Source organism: Chryseobacterium joostei (genome assembly GCF_003815775.1).
GTDB lineage: Bacteria > Bacteroidota > Bacteroidia > Flavobacteriales > Weeksellaceae > Chryseobacterium > Chryseobacterium joostei.
The window spans coordinates 1,812,960-1,835,548 of the sequence record NZ_CP033926.1 but is presented as its reverse complement, the minus strand read 5'-3'; the positions used below and the strand labels follow the sequence as shown (position 1 = coordinate 1,835,548).

At 36.2% G+C, this 22,589-nt stretch carries 16 protein-coding genes and 3 tRNA genes; 10 read left to right on the top strand and 9 right to left on the bottom strand.

The annotated features are described in order from the left end of the window. The first annotated feature begins 7 nt into the window (after positions 1-7). From EG359_RS08330 to EG359_RS08315, 4 genes are all read left to right on the top strand, one after another. Positions 8-3,340, top strand: coding sequence for a SusC/RagA family TonB-linked outer membrane protein (locus EG359_RS08330; protein ID WP_076352401.1), 3,333 nt, complete (start codon positions 8-10; stop codon positions 3,338-3,340). Between the two features lie 12 nt (positions 3,341-3,352). Further along, on the top strand, positions 3,353-4,672 hold the full coding sequence (locus EG359_RS08325) for a RagB/SusD family nutrient uptake outer membrane protein (protein ID WP_076352400.1): 1,320 nt from the start codon (positions 3,353-3,355) through the stop codon (positions 4,670-4,672). A gap of 74 nt (positions 4,673-4,746) precedes the next feature. Further along, entirely contained in the window at positions 4,747-5,505 is a 759-nt protein-coding gene (locus EG359_RS08320; protein WP_076352399.1) for a LytR/AlgR family response regulator transcription factor, read from the top strand. A gap of 281 nt (positions 5,506-5,786) precedes the next feature. Further along, positions 5,787-6,143, top strand: a complete 357-nt coding sequence (locus EG359_RS08315; RefSeq protein ID WP_076352398.1) for a hypothetical protein — start codon at positions 5,787-5,789, stop codon at positions 6,141-6,143. Between the two features lie 90 nt (positions 6,144-6,233). On the opposite strand, the gene EG359_RS08310 is transcribed toward EG359_RS08315, so the two are convergent. After that, positions 6,234-6,306, bottom strand: a tRNA-Phe gene (locus tag EG359_RS08310). A 377-nt stretch (positions 6,307-6,683) separates the two neighbouring features. Here EG359_RS08310 and EG359_RS08305 point away from each other — a divergent pair. The 3 genes from EG359_RS08305 to EG359_RS08295 all read left to right on the top strand — a co-directional run bounded on the left by EG359_RS08305 (position 6,684) and on the right by EG359_RS08295 (position 9,586). Beyond that, positions 6,684-7,697, top strand: a complete 1,014-nt coding sequence (locus EG359_RS08305) for a terpene synthase family protein (protein WP_076356785.1) — start codon at positions 6,684-6,686, stop codon at positions 7,695-7,697. 56 nt (positions 7,698-7,753) lie between these two features. Continuing rightward, on the top strand, positions 7,754-8,743 hold the full coding sequence (locus EG359_RS08300) for a terpene synthase family protein (RefSeq protein ID WP_076356783.1): 990 nt from the start codon (positions 7,754-7,756) through the stop codon (positions 8,741-8,743). A gap of 120 nt (positions 8,744-8,863) precedes the next feature. Next, positions 8,864-9,586 carry a hypothetical protein gene (locus EG359_RS08295; RefSeq protein WP_123867304.1) on the top strand — a complete coding sequence of 241 codons (723 nt, stop codon included), beginning with the start codon at positions 8,864-8,866 and terminating at the stop codon, positions 9,584-9,586. Positions 9,587-9,693: 107 nt separating this feature from the next. Here the strand turns inward: EG359_RS08295 and EG359_RS08290 are convergent. The 4 genes from EG359_RS08290 to EG359_RS08275 form a co-directional block, all read right to left on the bottom strand. Further along, positions 9,694-9,766, bottom strand: a tRNA-Phe gene (locus EG359_RS08290). A 272-nt stretch (positions 9,767-10,038) separates the two neighbouring features. Then, positions 10,039-10,111 (bottom strand) — tRNA-Phe (locus EG359_RS08285). Between the two features lie 109 nt (positions 10,112-10,220). Then, on the bottom strand, positions 10,221-12,062 hold the full coding sequence (locus tag EG359_RS08280) for a lysophospholipid acyltransferase family protein (protein WP_076352397.1): 1,842 nt from the start codon (positions 12,060-12,062) through the stop codon (positions 10,221-10,223). Positions 12,063-12,084: 22 nt separating this feature from the next. Further along, positions 12,085-13,323, bottom strand: a complete 1,239-nt coding sequence (locus EG359_RS08275) for an aspartate kinase (protein ID WP_076352396.1) — start codon at positions 13,321-13,323, stop codon at positions 12,085-12,087. Between the two features lie 325 nt (positions 13,324-13,648). On the opposite strand from EG359_RS08275, the gene fbp reads away from it, so the two are divergent. Together fbp and EG359_RS08265 are read left to right on the top strand one after the other, a co-directional pair. Further along, entirely contained in the window at positions 13,649-14,665 is a 1,017-nt protein-coding gene (gene fbp, locus EG359_RS08270) for a class 1 fructose-bisphosphatase (protein WP_076352395.1), read from the top strand. After that, positions 14,666-15,670: an o-succinylbenzoate synthase gene (locus EG359_RS08265; RefSeq protein WP_076352394.1), complete on the top strand. Its 1,005-nt coding sequence runs from the start codon at positions 14,666-14,668 to the stop codon at positions 15,668-15,670. A 153-nt stretch (positions 15,671-15,823) separates the two neighbouring features. On the opposite strand, the gene EG359_RS22990 is transcribed toward EG359_RS08265, so the two are convergent. Both EG359_RS22990 and EG359_RS08260 read right to left on the bottom strand, forming a co-directional pair. After that, positions 15,824-15,991, bottom strand: coding sequence for a bacteriocin-like protein (locus EG359_RS22990; protein WP_449384912.1), 168 nt, complete (start codon positions 15,989-15,991; stop codon positions 15,824-15,826). A gap of 486 nt (positions 15,992-16,477) precedes the next feature. Further along, positions 16,478-17,608 (bottom strand): alpha/beta hydrolase, encoded by a 1,131-nt coding sequence (locus tag EG359_RS08260; RefSeq protein ID WP_076352393.1) that lies wholly within the window; start codon positions 17,606-17,608, stop codon positions 16,478-16,480. A gap of 155 nt (positions 17,609-17,763) precedes the next feature. On the opposite strand from EG359_RS08260, the gene EG359_RS08255 reads away from it, so the two are divergent. Then, a complete protein-coding gene (locus EG359_RS08255) occupies positions 17,764-19,434 on the top strand; it encodes a glutamine--tRNA ligase/YqeY domain fusion protein (protein WP_076352392.1) in 1,671 nt (556 codons plus the stop codon). 215 nt (positions 19,435-19,649) lie between these two features. On the opposite strand, the gene EG359_RS08250 is transcribed toward EG359_RS08255, so the two are convergent. After that, positions 19,650-21,590: an oleate hydratase gene (locus EG359_RS08250; protein ID WP_076352391.1), complete on the bottom strand. Its 1,941-nt coding sequence runs from the start codon at positions 21,588-21,590 to the stop codon at positions 19,650-19,652. A gap of 89 nt (positions 21,591-21,679) precedes the next feature. Continuing rightward, on the bottom strand, positions 21,680-22,558 hold the full coding sequence (locus EG359_RS08245) for an AraC family transcriptional regulator (RefSeq protein WP_076352390.1): 879 nt from the start codon (positions 22,556-22,558) through the stop codon (positions 21,680-21,682). Positions 22,559-22,589 lie beyond the last annotated feature (31 nt).

Genomic DNA, 22,589 nt, shown 5'->3' with positions numbered 1-22,589 from the left:
AACAGCTATGAAAAAAACTCTAATACTTTTACCTCTTTTAGCTGCTCAGGTTGCGTTTGCTCAGGAAAAGAAAACGATCACAGGAAAGATAGAAGATGGTAATACTTCCGGCGCAATTGCCGGTGCATCTATAAAAATAGAAGCCCAATCTGTTTCTACAAAAACGGATCTGGACGGAATTATTGAAAGTGTATCAGTAGGTACAGTTGCCGATAAGGACGGAAAGTTTATACTGGAAGTACCAACCGGTACAAAATCTATATTGGTAAGTTATCCAGGATATGAATCCAGGATGATTCTGATCAATGAAGACAAAACCAATTATACGGTGAGACTGAGCTCTGAGGTTTCAGATAAAAATAAAATTCAGGAGGTTATCATTACCGGATATCAGAAGATTGAAAAGCGTAAGCAAACTTCAGCAGTTGCTACGGTAAAAATGGATAATATCAACCAGGCTGGGGTAGCGAGTGTAGACCAAATGTTGGCTGGACAGATTGCAGGGGTTGCAGTTGCTCCTCAGACCGGGGCTCCTGGTGCACCGGCAAAAATCAGAATTCGTGGAACAGCTTCATTGTCCGGTCCACAGGATCCGCTATGGGTAATTGACGGGCTTCCATTAGAAGGAAATGACGTACCGAACTTCACCGATAAGGATAATATTGATCAGCTTCAGAATTTTTCTATTGCAGGATTAAACCCTAACGATATTGAGGATATTACGATCCTGAAAGATGCTGCTGCAACAGCAATTTACGGAGCAAGAGCTGCTAATGGTGTAATTTCCATTACAACAAAAAAAGGGAAAAAGGGAAGCATGAAATTAAACTTCTCGGCTGATACTTTCATCACAGCCCGCCCTGATTTTGATCGTCTGAACCTTTTGAATGCATCTGAAAAAGTAGACCTTGAGCTAATGCTTGCAAAACGTGCAGATCTTACTTACCGTGCAGACAAAGGTGAAGTGATGAGAATTTTAACTCAGAATCACCAGCTTGATGATTTCAGAAGTGGAGGCTTGGATGCTTTGAATCCATTGACACGTCAGCAGCTTAACTCGTTAAGAAATAATAATACCGACTGGGGGAAATTACTATACAGAAATGCCATAAACAAACAATATGGAGTAAGTATTTCCGGAGGTAGTGATAATTCTGACTATTACTTCTCGCTAGGGTATTTTGATGAAGAGGGAACAACAATTGGGACTGGTTTTAAAAGATATAACCTTACCCTAAAAAATAATTATAAACTAAGTGATAAGTTAAATGCAGGAATCTCTATTTTCGGTACACAGAGCGAGAGACAATCGTTCATGACGGATGCAGATGCTGCAGCGAGCCCTGTTAACTATTCAAGAAATGCCAATCCGTACATGAATCCGTTCAATCCGGATGGAAGTTACAGATATGATAAGGATATAGATGGTTTTGCAGATACTTATATTCCCTTCAATTTCCTTGAAGAAAGAGAGAATACAAGTTATACACTGAAAAATCACTCGTTAAAGGCAATATTGGACTTAGAGTATAAGGCAACCAAAAATCTGAGATTTACTTCACAGTTGGGACTTCAATATGATACCAATAAGACGGAGAAATATGCCGGACAGGAGACCTACTTTACCAGAAAGATGAAGGAGGGAACCCGTTACTATAAAGATGGTGCATACCGCTATTTCCTGCCTGCCGGAGATATTAAGCAAAACTGGAATAACGACTTCTTTCAATATAACTGGAAGCTACAGGGAACCTACAATACAAAAATCAATTCTGTACATGAAATTGATTTGATGGCAGGAACAGAACTTCGTAAAACGGAAGATAATACTACGCTTACAAGAGCTTTTGGTTATAATAAAAATACGAGAACAGGAACTCCTATAGCTTTCCCTACTGCTAATTTTGCAGCAGACAAGAGGTATGAAACCTATCGTGAAATCCCTCCTGTAGAGAACGCTTATGCATCCATGTTTGCTACGGCTTCCTATACCTATGACCAAAAATATACCTTTTTTGGAAGTGTGAGATATGATGGGACCAATTTATTCGGGGTTAATAAAAAGTATAAGTATCTTCCAATATGGGCTGTTTCAGGATCTTGGTTGGTAACGAAGGAAAACTTCATGAAGAATATCACAGCTGTTTCCAATCTTAGGCTAAGAGCTTCTTATGGTTTGCAGGGGAATATTGACCGTAATACTTCACCATTCTTTATTGGTGAATACAACTATGCAAACATTCTTCCGGGGATGAGAGAAGATGTTATTAACGTAATCAGCCCGCCAAATGATAAACTTCGTTGGGAAAAAACAACCAATATCAACTTTGGACTTGATTTGGGGTTATTTAATAACCGTGTGAATCTTACTGCTGATGTTTACAACAGAAAAGGGACGGATATGATCAGCATGAAGGAAACTCCGCTTGAAACCGGATTTGAATATACCATGATGAACTGGGGAAGCCTTACCAACAAAGGTTTTGAATTGGCACTATCCACCAGAAACATCAACAAGGAGAACTTTAAATGGTCAACGACCATCAACTTTGCCCATAACAAAAGTAACGTTCTTAGCGAACAGCCTCGTGACAATGCAATGCTTCCGTCCAGAGAAGGACTTCCTGTAAACGCTGTTTTTGCTCTAAAAACTGCAGGAATGGACGAAAATGGAAACCCAATGTTCTGGAAAGGAAATGAAAAAGTAAAAGCTGCAGATTTCTTCAAGCTTTATGATGTATATGCAGATTTTCTTCCGGGTCAGTTTGTAGATACACAACTTTCAAATGAAGAATTGAGAAACCTGTTTACCTATGTAGGAGATAGAGACCCTAAGTTTACCGGAGGTATTATCAACACCTTTAAGGTTCATAATTTTGACCTTACTGTTGCTGCTACATTCAATTTCAAGCAGACAGTAATGCGTACTCCATCTTATAGAGGGATGGATCTGGACAGAGGAAGAAACTATACAAGGGAGATTTACGAAGCAGGAAATTCATTGCCGGGCATTACAAGTCCTGACATGGATGCAAATCCTGATGGATGGATGGCTAACAAATGGTTTGCTGGTAATCGTTCCAATACCTATGGTTTACTGGATATATGGGCTAAAGAGGTGAGCTATGTAAGAATCAGCAGTATTCGTTTAGGATATACACTTCCTAAGGAATTTACCGCTCCTATGGGAATCACTAGTCTTAGGCTAAGCGTTGAAGGACGTAACCTGTTTGTATTCAGTAATGGCTACGAAGGATATTTTGATCCGGAAACCTATGGTAATATCTATGCACAGCCTATTACCAAATCTGTTACAATAGGATTTAATGTTTCTTTTTAAAACTTGAAAACAATGAAAAAAATCACTACAATTATAGCCTTAGCAGCAATCAGTTTTACCAGTATAGGGTGTGACAGATTTTTGGATGTACAGCCGGAGGGAAAAGTTATCCCGGTAACGGTAGAAGATTATCGTAAAGTTCTTACATCTGCTTATGCAAAATATCCGTCTCACAAATCTTTGTCTGTGCTTCGTACAGATGAGGTAACCATTAATGAAAATATAAGTGACTTCAACGTTTATCGTGAAATCGCAATGTGGAAGGATACCAATAATGACTCGGCAACAGCAGAATTTCCTTGGGTAAAGTTTTATTCAGTGGTTTTTTATCTGAACCAGATCATTAACGAAGGAAGCAAGACCATGCAAGACTCTCCAGAGAAGCAGCAGATCCTTGCAGAAGCTTATGCATTACGTGCCTATGTATATTTCGATATGGTGAATCTATATGGGAAACCATACAATAGTGCTACAGCCTCTACAGACAGAGGAGTTCCTATCAATCTTGAAATGGATCTTGAAGCAGTATTGAAACCGTCTTCTGTACAAGAAGTATATAATCAGGTTCATGCAGATATGAGCAAAGCAGAAGGGCTTATGGTAGAGCAGCAGCAGTCTGCAGGTATCAATTATAGATTCTCCAAGGTAGCATTGTTGGCTTTACAGGCTAGAACTGCCCTTTATGAGAATGACTGGAATAAAGCCTTATCCTACGCAGATCAGGTATTGGCAGTAAAAGGAGAGCTGAGCAACTTAAACACGAGCAATACAGCCCCTCATCATTATATGTCTGTAGAGTCTATTATGGCTTTGGATGATGTATTTGACAGTGCTGCACAGAACTTATCCTTTGCATCTACAGATTTGATTTCAAAATACAACGACGCTACAGATAAAAGGTTTAAAATTTATTTTGAAAAAAATGGCAGCCAGTATAAAATCATTAAAAGAGGAAGTTCTGAATTCAAAGTATCCTTTAGAACTACTGAAATGTATTTTATAAAATCTGAAGCATTATTGAAGCTTGGGAAACTTAGTGAGGCAAAAGAGATCTTATCAAAGGTATTAAAAAACAGATATACCCCTGAAGGATATACTTCAGTTCAAAATAATATTATCCCAATGAATGCTACAGACTTCATGAACTTTATTCTTGATGAAAGGTTCAGAGAGTTTGCAGCAGAGGGACATAGATGGTTCGATCTTAGAAGAGCAAACCAGAAAAAAATTACACATACCATTAATGGTAAGGAATATATTCTTCAGCAGAATGACGTGAGATATACCATAGAATATCCGATGAGTGCGAAGAAGAATAATCCTAATTTATAACACTTCATATTAACAACCCTTGAAACCGCTTGAACTTGATTGTTTTAGCGGTTTTTTTGTACTTTTGCAATGTTATGAAAATTGCAATTATAGAAGATGAATTGCTGGCAGTTAATTATCTGAAGAATTTATTAGATACACAAAACATCGTCTCTGTCTCTGAGACTGTGGTTCTTCGGTCAAAAAAACAGGCAATAGAATTCTTCGAAAACGACTCAGCAGACCTTATCTTTATGGATATCCATTTGGGAGATGGGATGAGTCTTGAAATCTTTGAACAGGTTGAGCTTTTTACCCCAATTATTTTCATAACTGCCTTTGATGACTATGCTATGAGAGTTTTCAGGCATTTTACCATAGATTATCTTCTTAAGCCTTTTGAAGAAGAAGACTTACATAAAGCATTACAGAAATTCATTTCCATTAGTAATTTTGACCCCGAACCAGTATTGAGGTCCATTTCTACCTTGCGTCAGGATGATTCTGAGGTGATGAAGCGCTTCATGGTAAGAGAAGGAAATAAGCTTAAATCTGTGGATGAACAGAATATTGCATACTTCTTTGCTTCCGGAAAATATCTTTTTCTTACTACAAAAGATCATCAAACCTATATTTATGACGATACCATCAAGGATATTATTCAAAAACTGAATCTACAGGTTTTCTTTAAAATAAACCGTAAGTTTATCATCAATAAAGAAGCAGTCACAGAAATCATTAAGCATTCAAGCCAGAAAGTAGAACTTAGGCTTTCTCCTGAACCTGAAGTAAATACAGGTGTTTTTATTAGTAAAGTGCAAATCACTGAGTGTCTGAACTGGTTAAGAAACTAATGAAATAGAGTGACATAAGCATTGATGATGTATATTACCATGTACAGATTGATCCCATGATAAAAATTAATAGGGCGATATGAGAGTCTTAAGGAAAAATAAATTGATTGCCTTATTTCTATTATTAATTCTTTCTTCTTGTAACTCATTGGATAATGATGAATACAAGATCTTAAATAAGTAAATATGTCTTTAAGGAATTAGATCCGGAAGAAATATCCAAAATAGCCAATCAGTATAAAGTAAGCAGCAGTGAAGCTATAGATATTATAGACGCCAGAATGAAAAATGAGCAATATACCTTTACCATGTCTGATACACTGGATGCAGTAGATATTTCAAAGGATAATTGGGACGCTCTTCATTATACTTATATTTTTAATGAAATTAAGAACCGATCAGATCAGGCAATTCCAGTCGATTTTAGCAGGATTGAAGATTTTAAAAATATAAAAAGGGTTACGAAAGCTATTGATAACAAAAACTACGTAGGACATTATAAATTTCATAGAGTGTTGTTTGACAAAAGTGGAAAAAGAGCCTACCTTCAGATTGACCTCCCAAAAGATCAAATTAGATTTGGGACTGTTGGGTTAAGGTTAAAGAAAGAAAGTGGAAAATGGGAATTTGAAAAGTAACTTGGTATATAACGTATAAGCCCATTCATATTCTATATCACATTGGATCATAAAAGCAAAAAAACCTCTGACTAATCAGAGGTTTTAAAGTGGTTTCTCCAGGAATCGAACCAGGGACACATGGATTTTCAATCCATTGCTCTACCAACTGAGCTAAGAAACCATTATATTTTTGTTTGACTTACTTCGTTGTTTTAAAGTGATGCAAAAGTATAACATTTTGTAATACCATGCAAGTTTTTGTTTGGTTTTTTTGATGAAATCTAATGATGGCTAAAAACTATTTTTTAATTGGCTGATATGCAGCAGATTTGTTTTATGATGAAATTTAAAAAACATCCATTATTTTAAACCTAAATATTATTTTGAGTATTTACCATATTTACTTTTTTACAGCAGGAGTACGTTTTTTATGATGATTAAATAAGGGATTGTAGGAGATTTTAATGTTAAATATCAAAGTTATGTGAAATAAATTAACATTGTGTTTGGATTATTTTTATATTAGTAGTCAGTTAGTTAACACTAAAAACCATAATCATGAATACAGAAAATTTTAGTACACTTGAGCTTCTGTACAAGGAGTTTAGGTACCCGTTCCCCACGTTAAAAAATCCCTATGCCGAACAATTGCAGGAAATTACCGAGAATCAATGGATTGATGGTGAATACCTGTGGCTTTATGAGCAAAACCCTGATCTTCGCAAAAAATACAAGAAGACTAAAACAGCGCATATTGCCGCTCAATGGTTTCCTACCGCAACACCAGAACGGTTCAGGCCTATTTGTAGATTAATGCTTTGGACCCTTTATAATGATGATCTTTATGAAGAAAGCGAGCCGGAAGATATTGGATATGTACATGCCCAATCAGTAGCTGTTTTAAAAGGAGAGCTAAGCGGTGAAGATTCAGGAATACCCTTAGGAAAGATGCTGGCTACCCTGAGGGTAGAATTGCTGCAGTTTATTCCGGAAGAATCAATTTCTCGTTTCACACAAATGATCAGTAAATATTTTTTAGGGTTAGAAACTGAGTTGAAGTACAAAAAAAATAAAACCTATCCCAGTGTATCAGAGTGTATCGCTCTGCGCGAAAATTCCATCTGTCTATATCCTTTTCTTCAGCTTACAGAAGTAGAAACAGGCGTTACCCTTCCCCCGGAGATTCATGCCCATCCGGTGATCCAACGTTTACAAGCCTTAGCCTGCCATTTAGTTACTTTTTTTAATGAAGTACAATCTGTTATAAAAGATGAGGCAACGGGTAGTATTTATTACAATATTGTAAAAGTAATCCAGAATGAACACCAAATGTCCCTGAAAGAAGCTTGCCTTGAAGATCTGCGCCTACATAACAAAGACCTGAAAGAATTTTTGGAACTACAAGCTTCTCTTCCTGATTTTGGAATATGGCAGGAAGCTGTGGTCAATTGGGTACACTACATGAGTATGGTACTCAGTGGGTGGAAAAACATTTCTACCAAGCTGGACCGCTATAATATGATGGAGTTTCCTAATGTTGCCGAACTTAAGGAAAAGCTGAATAAAATATAAAGAAACAGCAAACTGGAAATAAATTTATAATCATTAATACAAAGAACTAAAACAACATGAAACCAGAAGAATATAATTCCAAAGATTATTTGCCACGCGGTCATTATCCTTGGCCTGATCTTATCAATCCTCATGCAGAACAGATGGGAAAAGATATGGATGGATGGATTGACAATGATTACACTTTCCTGACGGAAAAACAGCGTGGGATATACAAGAAAATGAAGCTGCACATGTGTACGGCACGTATGTGGCCCGATTTAACTTATGAACAAACTATTCCATGCAATAGATTTATGCTTCAATACGTTGCTCTTGATGATCAGGTAGAAAACTCCTCTCAGGAGGAAATTCAGCAATTACGGATTCGTTGTGTAGATATTCTTAGAGGTGATCAGCCGAGACCGGAGGAGAATGCTCTCTATCAGCATATGGCTTTGATAAGGGATGAGTTCCGTGCTTTAATGCCTGATATATGGGTTGAGCGCTTTATTTACTATTTCTATCAATCTTTCAGATATGGAATTGAATTGGAGTATCCTTATAAAATAGCACAACGTCCACCATCTCTTACACTTTTCAAGACCATTCGTGAATATTCTGTTCTTATGCGTCCCTATTTGATCTTGGGTGAAATTGAATCAGGCCTCGTTCTTCCTGAGCATATTTTTGAGCATATTGTCGTTCAGAAAATGATATCTCATATGACCCTGGTTGTTGCATGGCAAAACGATATCCACTCCCTTCCGAAAGAAATGGCAAAAGGAACAGAGGTCTTTAACTTGGTATTTGTATTGCAGCAAGAATACAATCTTTCACTAAAGGATGCCTGTGATCAAGCGTTTCGTATACATAATGAAGAATTGGCAAAATTACTTGCCTTACATGCCGAGTATCGTGAGTTTGGTGAATATCAGGAACATGTAGATAAATTCGTTTATTATGCAGGAGTTGGGCTTCAGGGAGTAAACTCTTTTTATCTTGAAACTGAAAGATATCAGCATGGGGGAGTAGGTTTTGCATGGCCGGAAATAAGTAATATGTAATCAGAAAATTTTTATAAAATATTTACCCCCTTAAATTTTAACTTTAAGGGGGTATTATTATATTTAACCGTATTTGTTGATTTAAAAGCCATTGAATTGAATAAAATAATACTAATGAACATGATGAAAAAGCCCCTTTTAAAAATACTTTTTATAGCTTCTTTAGCAAGCGTTATATATTCCTGTAAAAAAGAAATAAAGAAAACTGTTATTCTTAAAAATGATAGTCATGGTGTAAAGAAAGATAGTAACGCTGCAAAAAACGATCAAAATGTAGAAAACCATCAAGTAGTCTATAATGAGATTAAAGCCCTTAAAAAGGCAAGTAATTATGCCGATGGGCCCATTCAAAGCTTTGATATGAGCTTTACAAATCAAATTTTTAAGGTCAGATATATTGAAGACAGGGCATATATTCGATATGAGATTGATGGTAAGGTTATTCAGGACTGGCAGTTTTTAAATGTCAACTTTTATTACGACAGTTCCTATGAAATAGCACAGAAGGATTCTCATATGCTTTACAATGAATCCAATTCTTCGGGAATTTTATTGTTTCCGAGCTTTACTGAAGAATATGCAGCCTATTTTGTGTATGAATTCAATAATAATAAACTTCAATATGTAAAAGAGATTATACTCAATATGAGCATGCCTGCTGAGGTTTGGTCCAATGTTCATATATTTAAAGCGGTTCGAGAAAAAAACACAATGCAGATCAGTCTTTCGGATAATAAGGGCAAAGAATATCTATTCCAAGACAGGGAAGAGGTACGGGAAAATGAGTCACCTGAAAATAGAAACCTTTCTAAGGATTTGATCCTGTTAAATAGTAAAAAGTAAATGCATTAAAGCTTTGTTTTTAGAGTAGTAAATATTTCCAAATCTATACATCTACTTCCCAAATATGTAAACGCAAAAAAACCTCTGACTAATCAGAGGTTTTAAAGTGGTTTCTCCAGGAATCGAACCAGGGACACATGGATTTTCAATCCATTGCTCTACCAACTGAGCTAAGAAACCATTATATTTTTGTTTGACTTACTTCGTTGTTTTTAAAGTGATGCAAAAGTAATACATTTTTTTAGATTCTTCTAAGATTTTTACATTTTTTTATTACTGCTAGTCTTATTTTAGACCTAAGAGCAAGAATAACAGGCTATAAAATTTCACAAATAAAGTCCTGGATCTACTTAACTCTCATTTTCAACTCTATTTTGCAGATTGAAATTTTGATGTTTGCGAGCTTTTTTCTGAAAAACAAAAAAACCTCTGACTAATCAGAGGTTTTAAAGTGGTTTCTCCAGGAATCGAACCAGGGACACATGGATTTTCAATCCATTGCTCTACCAACTGAGCTAAGAAACCATTATATTTTTGTTTGACTTACTTCGTTGTTTTAAAGTGATGCAAAAGTAGCGCGTTTTAGTATACAAAGCAAGTATTCATCGTACTTTTTTTACTAAAGTTAAAAAACTTATTGATTATCAGCCGGATTATTTTCCTGCTCCTTTCGGATTTGCTCACTCATCTCTTCCAATACAGGTTTTATCGTGTTTTCAGGAAGATCACTGATTCTGATATACATCAGTCCGTCAATCGCATCATTGAAGTTAGGGTCAACGTTGAAAGCAATCACTTTTGCGTTTTGCTTAATGTATTTTTTGATCAAAACAGGTAATCTCAATTCAGGTTCAAGATCATCAATAATCTTGTCCAACTTGTTAAGATCCGATTCCATTTCTTCAAAGAAGATATTTTTATCCCTGTCACGAAGCTTCACCTTATATTCATTTCTCGGAGTGATGTATTGAGCCACTGCAGAGTCAAAATAATTAGAACGCATGAATTCGATCATCAGAGACTTTGAAAATTCTGAGAACTTATTGGAGATACTTACACCACCCATTAGGAATTTGTGATCAGGATTTCTCAGACATACATGTACAATTCCTCGCCACAAAAGGAAAAGAGGAAGAGGTTTCTGCTGATATTCCTGGCAGATGTAGGCACGACCCATTTCGATCACCTTTTTAAAGAAAGGGTGAATGTCCTGCTCAAATTCAAATAAAGAACTTGTATAGAAGCCTTTGATGCCATATTTTTTCATTACCTCTCTACCAAGAGCCATTCTGTAAGCTCCTGCCAGTTTTTTCTCACCATTGTCCCAAAGGAAAAGATGATGGTAATGCTTGTCATACTCATCAAGGTCAAACGGAAGATTACTTCCTTCACCTACCGCACGGAAAGTGAGCTCTCTTTGACGCCCGATTTCCCTCATAATGGATGGGATTTCCTCATATGTCGTAAAGTAGATTTCATAATTCCCGTTGCTGAACAACATTTTATCTGTTCCTCTCAGCTTGTCCACATCTTTTATGATATCTTCCAATGGAGTTTCGTCAATAATGTTCTGAACAATATTTTCCTCCTTTAATAAAGGGAATTTTACAGATAAATTCTGAAGATTGATGCTTTGGGCTAGTGATTTTCTTTTTTCATAGTAAGATTTCATCATATAAACCTTACGTTTCAAAAACTCTCCAAGCTCCTCAATGGTTTCCATATCATCCATTGCTTTTACAGTAATCGGTCGCCCGATTCTTATTCTGATTGGCTTTTCTCTGTCATTCATCATTTCAGAGGGAAGCATGATCGTCTGTAAATTGGGATGAAGTTTAGCCACCTGATAAAAAAGACGGCTGTTCTTGGCATGGAAATACATAGGAACCACCGGCACTTTAGCCATTCTGATAAGCTTAAGTGCCGTTTTTTCCCATTCCTTATCTAAAATTTCTCCATAAGGATTGTTCTTGTTAGAAACTTCTCCTGCAGGAAAAATACCTACGCAGCCTCCGTTTTGTAAATGCTTGAGTGTTTCACGCATTCCTGAAGAGCTGCTGTAAGCTTCTTTTCTATTTTCAAAAGGGTTTACAGCGATTACGTAAGGCTCCATAGGTTTTATCTTTTCCAAAAGGAAATTTCCCATTACCTTGAAGTCCGGACGAACCTCTGATAAGATCTTGCACATCAAAATCCCGTCAATAGCACCCAGCGGGTGATTGGAGACCAAAATAAATGGCCCCGTTTTAGGGATTTTTGCCAGATCCTCTTCAAAAGCTACATAGCTTAGGTTTCTTTCTCTTACAAATGAGTCGAAAAAGTCTTTGCCTTCCTTGTCTTTTAGTTTATCGTATAGTCTATTTACTTCATTTATTTTAGCAATGCTCATAACAGCAGATGCTACCGGATTCTTGAGGAACCCGATTTTACTTAAGCCGGAAGCTTTGATCAGATCGTTTTTCGAAATTAAACTCATGTGTGTTTAGTCGCAATTAATATTATTGTGTTACCATTTGAAGAGTATTCTTGGAAATCTGTTCCAATAATACATTTTTTTCATGGTAAAATCTATCAATGTGATCCATCTTCGCATTTCTTACTGTGAATAAAGATACATTTTTAATTGCTTCAGTTTTAAAAATTTTTTGAAGCTCTTCGTTAAGCTCTTCAAGATGATTAAATTTATCTTCAAGGCACAGTGCCAGGGAGATCGCAGAATTCTGCATTAAGGAAACTTTGATCTTATATTTAGATAAATATCCGAAAATTAGGCTCATATGATCTTCCGCAATGAAAGAGAAGTCTCTGGTAGAAATCTTCAAAAGCTCCTGATTTTCTTTTAAAATATAAGTTTCTTCCTGCTGATTTTTTTCTGAAGCCCCTACTTTAGTTCCTTCTTTAGTAGGATCTACAAAGGATTTTACATAAAAAGGAATGTTTTTTTGTTGTAACGGCTGTAATGTTTTCGGGTGAATAACGCTTGCTCCATAATAAGCCATTTCAATAGCTTCTTCATAAGAGATATTAGAAAGAAGAGATACATCCTTGAACTTTCTAGGATCTCCGGTCATTACCCCTGGTACATCTTTCCAGATGGTCATGGCTTCAGCATCTAAGCAATAAGCAAAAATAGCAGCCGAGTAATCAGAACCCTCTCTTCCTAACGTTACGGTAAAGTTGTTTTCGTCAGAACCTATGAAACCTTGGGTTACATAGCAGATCTCAGAATTCAGATTGGAAATAAAAGCTTCTGTTTTTGTCCAGTCTACAACCCCGTCTCTGTAAGAATTGTCTGTTTTTATATAGTCTCTGGCATCTAGCCACTGGTTGGTAAACTGAATTTCATTCAGGTATTCACTTAGGATTTTTGTAGAAATCATTTCTCCACAACTTACCACCTGATCATACACAAAGCTGTAATTAGGAGACTTATTTCTTCTTAAAAAAGAATCAATGTCATCAAAAAAGATATTGATTTCAGCAAAAACTGCATGATTTTCAGGAAACAAACCGTCCGCAATCTCGATGTGTTTTCGTTTTATCTTTTCAATCTCAGTTTGATAATTATCTTTCTTGAAATAAAGTTCTACCACTTTTTCCAACTCGTTTGTCGTCTTGCCCATTGCTGAAATCACCAGCAAACATTTGGCAAATCCTTGGCTTTTTAGAACCATGGACACATTTTTTACACTCTCGGCATCCTTTACAGATGCTCCACCAAACTTGAAAATTTTCATTAAATTGTTAAAAATAAAATTGTTAGATTAAAAATTACATGAGTTTTTTACGGACGTCAAAATTATAAATTTACAACGAGATATGAAATAGCCAGATGGGTTGATAGAATTAAGATTTCCTTAAAAATCAATAATTAACAAAATAATCTGAATTTTTCGTGAGTCTGACGGAACAAATTTGGTGACATAATTTTCAATAACTACTTAATATTATGTTGAGTTTTGTTTGTATTGGGTTGAAATACAGGTAGTAATCTCTTTTGTAATTAAATTTTCTTAATGCGATAAATTTTCCGAAATTTGGGGAAAACGTAAAAAGAAAAATATGTCAAATCAACCATTACAGACTTTAGGAGAATTTCTTATAGATAAACAGGACGATTTTCAGTATTCTACAGGTGAATTTTCTCGTCTTCTGAGTGCAATAAGATTGGCTTCGAAAGTGGTAAACAGAGAAGTAAATAAAGCCGGAATTGTAGATATAACAGGAGCTGCCGGAAACCAGAATGTTCAAGGTGAGGAGCAGCAGAAACTTGATGTAATCGCTAATGAAATTTTTATTACGGCTTTGTCTCAAAGAGAGGTTGTTTGTGGTATTGCTTCTGAGGAAAATGATGACTTTATTGATATTAAATGTGGAGAAAACGGTCATTTAAGTAAATATGTTGTACTGATAGATCCTTTGGACGGATCTTCAAACATTGATGTAAATGTTTCCGTAGGAACTATTTTCTCTATCTACAGGAGAGTTTCTGAACCAGGAACTCCCGTACAGCTGGAAGACTTTTTACAGAAAGGGGTTAACCAGATTGCTGCAGGATATGTGATTTATGGTTCTTCAACAATGATTGTTTATACAACAGGAAATGGAGTGAACGGATTTACATTGGATCCATCTTTAGGAACCTATTATCTTTCTCATCCTAATATGACTTTCCCAAAAACAGGTAAAATCTATTCCATCAACGAAGGAAACTATATCAAATTCCCTCAAGGGGTGAAAAACTATCTTAAATATTGCCAGATGGAAGAGGGCGACCGTCCTTATACTTCCAGATATATTGGGTCTTTGGTAGCTGATTTCCACAGAAATATGCTTAAAGGAGGAATTTATATTTATCCATCCTATTCCCAGGCTCCAAATGGTAAACTAAGATTACTATATGAGTGTAATCCAATGGCATTCCTTGCAGAACAGGCAGGAGGAAAGGCTACGGACGGTTTCAGAAGAATTCTTGAAGTAGAACCTACAGAACTTCACCAAAGAATTCCGTTCTTCTGTGGAAGTATTGACATGGTGGAGAAAGCAGAGGAGTTTATGCGTATTGACAGTGTAAAATAAATGATAGCATCATATCATAAATATCTATTAGAATTCAAACGCCCGAGTGGAACATCTCGCGGCGTTTTGCTTGATAAAGAAACCTTTATCCTTGAAATTTCAGAAAATGGAAATAAGGGGGTGGGAGAGTGTGCAATCTTCAGAGGATTAAGCTTTGATGACAGACCTGATTATGAAGAGAAACTAAAATGGCTGTGTGGGAATATTGACAAGGATCCAGATTTTTTAAAAGAAGAATTAAAAGATTTTCCGTCTATATGGTTTGGATATGAACAGGCAGTTCAGAACCTTAAATATGGTGACAGCCTTTATTTTCCAAGTGAATTTACCCAAGGGAAATCTGCGATTACCATCAATGGGCTGATCTGGATGGGTGATGTAGGCTATATGGAGGAGCAAATTCAGGACAAGCTGGAAAAAGGATTTCATTGCATTAAACTAAAAATTGGGGTTGACTGGAAATCGGAGCATATTATTCTACAGAAATTAAGAGAAAAATTTTCCAAGGATCAGCTGGAGCTTCGTGTTGATGCCAATGGCGGCTTTACAAAAGAAGAGGCTGTGATTGTTTTGCAACAACTGGCAGATTTACATATTCATTCCATTGAGCAGCCTGTCAAGGCAGGAAATTGGAAAGATATGGCGGAATTGTGTGCCCAAACACCAACACCTATTGCTTTGGATGAAGAATTAATAGGAGTTACTGATCCAAAAGAGAAGAAAAAACTTTTAAAAAGAATACAACCTCAGTATATTATTCTGAAGCCAGCCTTAGTAGGTGGTTTTTCAGGGACTGATGAATGGATTTCACTGGCAGAACAACTGAATATCGGCTGGTGGATCACTTCGGCGTTGGAAAGTAATATCGGCTTAAATGCCATTGCTCAGTATACCTTTACAAAAAATAGCCCAATGCCTCAAGGTTTGGGAACCGGAGCTTTATTTGTTAATAATTTTGAATCCAGCTTGGATCTTAGAAATGAGTTGTTGTGGTTCAAGATATAAAATATGAATTAAAGCCAAATTGGCTATCCAAATAATAGAAAAACTCCAATACCAAAGTTAGGCATTGGAGTTTTTTTCTGTCAATAATTTTGAATTCAACTTAAATCTTAAAAATGATTGATCATGATTCAAAATATAGCTGTGAAAAATTAACTAGCAAAATGGAGGTGGTGAATCTGGGCAGGTAGTATTGCCACAGTAATCAGGAGCCCATGACCTGCAGCACATGGTAGATGGGTTCCAGCTGTTGCACCCAAGAGGAGGTCTTCCTCCATAGATAGTCTTTAATTCTCCTTTGTTTAACTTTTTTAGATTTTTCATTGTAAATATTTTAATTTGATTGGTAAGTAAATATCCAAAATCATTTTAAATTACACAATGAATGGTGATTTATTTTATTGATTTTTAACACAATAATAGAATTTTTATATCAGTATAAAAAAAATAAAAGCCAGAATATATTATCCATTATCCTTAATCACTTATAAATAATAATATCATGAAAATAAATTCCTGCAAAATAGATGTGGGAATTATAAAAGTAATTCGGAAATATTTAAAGGATAAAGTAATTATTGAGTCGGATAGTGTATGGTTTTATTAATTTAATATTCATTTTAAATCACATCTTTTACGAAAATGGCTTTCTTAATATACGTTAGGATATAGGAAACCTTTTTTTTAATTTTTTTCATAATAAAAAAATTGTAATTCTCTATGCTATGAATTGGCAATCTCTATGCCATTTTTATGGTTATTAGTAACTTTAACATTGAGTTAATTTTATAGGATTTTTTTAATTAACCGTTAAGAAATAATTGTGAAAACATTTTCGTTATCTTTAGTTCTATTGGTAATAAGATTCCTATCTATTCCATATAAATTTTGGAAAATATCATTCTGTACTTGTGAACTGGAAAGATAGCCCCAGTGATTTCCTACTTCAAACTTAAAGCTGTTCAGAAGGTCATCTTTCACAAAGGTGCAATCAATGATAGAGACAATATCCTTGTAATGAGTAATGTCACTCGGTCCATTTTTGCCCAGACGCGGGGTAAGAATATTTTTGGTAAACTGAGAAATCCCAAGGATGGCATCTTGCCTGTTCAGGTAAATAGAAATCCGGTTGGCAAGCAAAGGGAGTTTATTGAATGAATCTTCGGAATCTTCAAATACCTTATAACTTACATCAGCATTTAAGAGTAATACCTGATCAATAACCCTAAGGATGTTTTCCCTTTTAAGGCTATAAAGCATACTTTGAAGAACTCTGTTTCCCAAGGAATGCGTCATGATATGGATTCTCTGATTGCAAGGTACAAGATGTCTGTTGGAGAAGATATCTTTTAGAAATTGAGTGTAAAAGTAGAAAAGTCTGAGTAACGAAGTGCCGGAATTGATGCTTGATGCTTTATCATCAAAATAAGTAAGCGGAATAATACTGCTTGATGCAGGCCAGCTTACAAATAAAATATGTTCTACAGGGGAAGCCGGATTATCAATGAATAATTTCTTCAGGTCAATGATAGCCTTTAATTCATCATCGAAATCATAGGCGTAGCCATGGATAAATATCAGAACATCACTTCTGTCCTTGGTGGCAGACATATTTTTGTACAACTCGTAAAACATCCTTTGGGTTCCACCAAGATTGTCGGCTGTTAGGGGAGATTCTTTAACTCCCTTTTCACTCAAAAGAACGTCCAATACTTCTCCGTAGCCTTGTTTTTCAGGCTCTGAGAAGAGTTGATAATCTAAAATATTCCGATTGGTATAATCTTTCTTTTTTTTGGCTTGGGAAGTAGCCTCCTTGTGATTGTCAAAATTACATTTGGCAATCCTGAAATTTGGGATTGAATATTCATCATTGGAAAAAGAATCTACTTTTTCTCCATGATGCCGAATAATCTTCCGGTTGCTTAATATATAAACGGCCATGATTATTAATTGGTTTAAACGGTTTTAGCTTTCTCTAAATTAATAAAAAATATTGAATTACAATGAATAAGCGTTTTAAATTAGCACTTTCACAAAAGCTTATTTTTCCGTAACTTTGTACAACTTTTTTTGCTAAAAAATAAAAGCTAATCTTAATGGAAGAAGAAAAAAAATCACTCAATTTTATTGAGCAAATTATTGAAGATGATCTGGCAAACGGTTTGAATAGAGATCAGATCCGTTTCCGTTTTCCACCTGAACCCAACGGTTACCTGCATGTAGGGCATACAAAAGCCATCTGCATCAACTTCGGTCTTGGTGAAAAATACAACGCTCCCGTAAACCTTCGTTTCGACGATACGAACCCTGAAAAAGAAGAACAGGAATTCGTAGATTCTATCATGAAAGACGTTGAATGGCTCGGTTTCAAATGGGATAAAGTGTTGTACGCATCCGATTACTTCCAGCAGCTTTACGATTGGGCAGTTCAGTTGATTAAAGAAGAAAAAGCTTATGTAGATGAGCAGCCTTCTGAAGTAATTACTGAACAAAGAAAGAATCCTGCAGAACCAGGAATAGAATCTCCATACAGAAACCGTCCTGTTGAAGAATCGTTAGATTTATTTGAAAGGATGAAAAACGGAGAATTTGAAAGTGGTTCAATGTCTCTTCGTGCAAAAATCGACATGGTTTCACCAAACATGAACATGCGTGACCCTGTTATGTACAGAATTTTGAATAAACCTCACCACAGAACAGGTACCGCTTGGAAAATTTATCCCATGTACGACTGGGCTCATGGTGAATCCGATTATATTGAACAAATTTCACACTCGCTTTGTTCTTTGGAGTTTGAAAACCACAGACCTTTGTACAACTGGTATTTGGATCAGGTTTACGAAGAAGGAAAAGTTAAAAACAAGCAAAGAGAATTTGCAAGGATGAATGTTTCCTACATGATTACTTCCAAAAGAAAGCTGCAGAGATTGGTAGCTGAAGGGGTGGTAACAGGATGGGATGATCCTAGAATGCCTACCATTTCAGGAATGAGAAGAAAAGGTTTTACACCAACATCTATCAGAAACTTTATTGACAAGGTAGGAGTTGCAAAGAGAGAAAACCTGATTGAAATTCAGTTGCTTGACTTCTGTGTGCGTGAAGATCTGAATAAGGTAGCAAAGCGTGTAATGGCAGTGGTAGATCCGGTAAAACTAGTGATCGAAAACTATCCTGAAGGTAAGGAAGAGTGGTTGGAGACTGAAAACAATCCTGAGCAGGAAAATGCAGGAACAAGAGAAGTTCCTTTCTCAAGAGAATTATATATTGAACGTGAAGACTTCAAGGAAGAAGCTAACAATAAATTCTTCAGACTGAAATTAGGCGGAGAAGTTCGTCTGAAGTCAGGGTACATCATCAAAGCTGAAAGAGTAGATAAAGATGAGAATGGAGAGATTACGACGATCTATGCTACTTATGATGAAAAGAGTAAGTCTGGAAGCGGCACGGAAGAAAGCTTAAGAAAAGTAAAGGGAACTTTACATTGGGTATCTGCTCAACATGCAATCCCGGTTGAGGTAAGAATTTACAACCATTTGTTTACGGTAGAACAGCCTGATGCCGAGAAAGATGTAGACTTCTTAAACTTCATCAATCCGGAGTCTATAGCTACCATTCAAGGTTTTGCAGAGCCAAGCCTAAAAGATGTAGCGGTGGGAGAACCTCTTCAGTTCCAAAGAATCGGATACTTTACAAAGGATCAGGATTCTACGGATTCTACATTGGTATTCAACCGTACGGTAACTTTAAAGGATTCTTTTAAGCCTTAATAATGTAAGGATATCAAAAATAAACAAAAGCAGGACTTATTTTAAGTCCTGCTTTTTTATGTTTAATGATGTTCACTGGATAAGCGCAAAGACGCGGTTTTTTATGTGATACAGATCTTAGCTTGAGAAACTCGAAGATAAAATTATGACATCTTGAAGTACGAAGTATAAAATTTTGCGCCTTTGCGTTGTCCAGCTTCAACATCTTATACTTTCTAGCCTTTAACTCCCTTGATCCATTCCTGGAATTTACCAACCTGTTCCATAAAGAAAGATTCATGTTCTTCTTTTTCCTCAGCACGGTTGACTAGTACATGTTCAAAATAGGTTCCTTTCAGTACTTTTCTTAAAATTCCCTCTCCAAGGAATGGCTTATAGTCATTCAAGGCTTGAGTTGCTTTTAATAAATGTCGAATGTCATACTGTAAAGGGTTAATATCCGGAACTTGTTTATTAAGGTTAAGGAGATTGTATACCGCTATTCTTGCCGTTCTTACAGAACTTTCCATAGTGAATACCACATCATTATTGGTTTCCACAAATTGTCCAACCAATCCTAAATTGGTACAGCCTTCAGGAACCACTCTTGGACGGTCACCCTTAGCTCTTGGCATAAACATAGACGTGATATAAGGCATAAATGCAGTACGAACGATGGTGTTTTCTACCACATTATCAAGCTGATCGATAAGCCCCAAATGATGACATAATTCAGCAAGAATTTCGTTTCCGGTACATTGTGGCATTGCTTTTTTGATGTAGTTCCCTTCTTTATCCATTAGGAGGGCATATACCCATACTACAAGAACATCATCAGGCTGAGTAGGGTAGTGTGGTTGTCTGTTGCAGGTAAAACTCATCACCCAGTTAGAATCTGTAATCGTAATGATACCTCCTGTAGCCGTTTTTCCGGAATAAGGGTCATTTACACAAAGCTCTTTCAATTTCTCGGTGAATGCAGATGGTCGGCACGTTAATGTTGCAGATTCCCAAGAAGATTTTTCGATGTGGCTACAGAATTTCTCTGGTTTTCCAAAGACTTCAGATTTTGCGGCAAGATTCTTCCAAAGCATCCATCCGGCACTTTGCCCTGCACTGCTGTTATCTATCGTAACTTCAGGAACAGTAGTGTTGTTTCCGTAGAATGTACTCTCCGTCATGGATCCTGTGGTTACAATTACATAATCCTCTTTTCCAATCGGTATTCTTACTTCTTCTCCGCTTTGCTCAGTAATAATTCCCTCAACAGTTTTTCCTTCAGTATTGATATGGATATCAAGATCTTTTACTAAGGTATTAAACTGTATCTGTACTCCTTTTTCAACCAAAAAGTTTTTTAATGGAGTTACGAATGTATCATACTGGTTATATTTAGGGAATACAAGGCATGAAAAGTCTTTCATTCCGTCTATTGCATGTAGGAATCTGTGCATATACAGTTTCAGTTCTAGCAAACTATGCCAGTTTTCAAAAGCAAACATGGAACGCCAGAAAAACCAGAAATTACTGTTGAGGAATGATTCTGCGAAGTAATCTTCAATGCTCAGGTCATCAAGCTCCTCTTTTTTCTTTAATAAAAGTTTTACAATCGCCAGCTGGTCTTTTTTCTCAAGTCCGAATTTGCTGAAATCCTGAATCTGTCCCTGATTATGGATTAATCTTGCTTTTGAATAATTGGGGTCATTGTCATTAACGAGGCGGTACTCATCCAGTACACTATAAGGAACAGGCAGTTCCAATGCAGGAATGTCCTGAAATAGATCCCAAAGGTTTTCATACGTCATGTCCATTTCTCGTCCACCACGGATGATGTAGCCATCCTTTGCATTTCCGGCGCCATCCAGAGATCCACCTTCTATATTAAGCTGATCAAGGAAAATAATATTTTTACCGGGAACATGGCCATCACGAATGAAGTAGTACGCTGCAGACATCCCCGCAATTCCGCTTCCTACAATATAGATTTTGCTGTTTTCGTAAGATTGTAAAGGAATACCTTTATTTCGTTGATAATTTCCGATTTGGTCTGAAAAAGGCATTGTCTTTTCAGGAGTGTTAATCTGGACTTCTTTACTTGAATCCGGTTCATGGTTTACTTTTCCAAACTGTTCAGAAGTATTTAAAACGTTGTTGAATTTTGAATTGATCGTACTCATTTTGTATTGTTTTTAATTAACATTATAAAGGTACCCCTATTCAGAAAGCGACATATATCCCTAATGTCAGAATTAGTATCCCCAAATTCCTAAGACTGGATGTTTTCCTTAATCCTGTATTCAGAGGGGGAAAGAGAAGTGTGTTTTTTGAAAAAACGGCCGAATGCAGATGCCGAATTAAACTGAAGTTCAAAGGCTACTTCTGATATTGTAACTTCCGGATTTCCAAGCATCACATAGGCTTCCTTGAGTAATGTTTCATCAATGACCTCATGAGGCGTTTTTCCACTTGCCTTTTTAATGACTTCAATAAGATATTTATTAGAAACACAAAGTGCATTAGCATAGAACTGAACGGTTCTGTGTTGTCGGATATTTTCCCGGATTAGTTTACTGAACTTGAGATAAAGGTCTTTTTTCCCTTCCTCTTTCTCAGAACCTATTTGGTTTTTCTTTTCCATCATCTCAGCCGTTTCCAGCAGGAGATTGAAAATTATGGTACGAACAATTTCCTCAGTGAATTTTCCCTGTTTTCTCGATTTCTTTTTAAGATAGTCCAGAAGATTTTGAAGCAGGACAGAATTCTTTTCAGTGGTTTTTACAATGCTATAAGATCCTTTAGAGAAAAGATCCATTTTTTCAATGATGAAAGGATTGGAAATGTTTTTGATCAGAAAATTTTTATCAAAAAACAGCAGCTTCATCATAAAGTCATTACTGGTTTTCAGAAATTTCACAATAGTAGAAGGTGCTGATATAAGGAAGCTGTCTGCTTCTACTTTATATTGATGACGGTCTATTTCAATGCTTATTTCTCCTGCTGTACAGATGCACAAGGCATAATAATCCATTCGGAAAGGAGCTTTAGGAAATTCAAAGATGGGGTTCCCCGAAGAAATATAGTAGGATTGATGGCAGTCAATACTGTAAAAAGATAAAGTGTCATGTAAGTTTTCGTAGGTTACCATTCTTACGTATTGATTAATTTTTTATATGTGT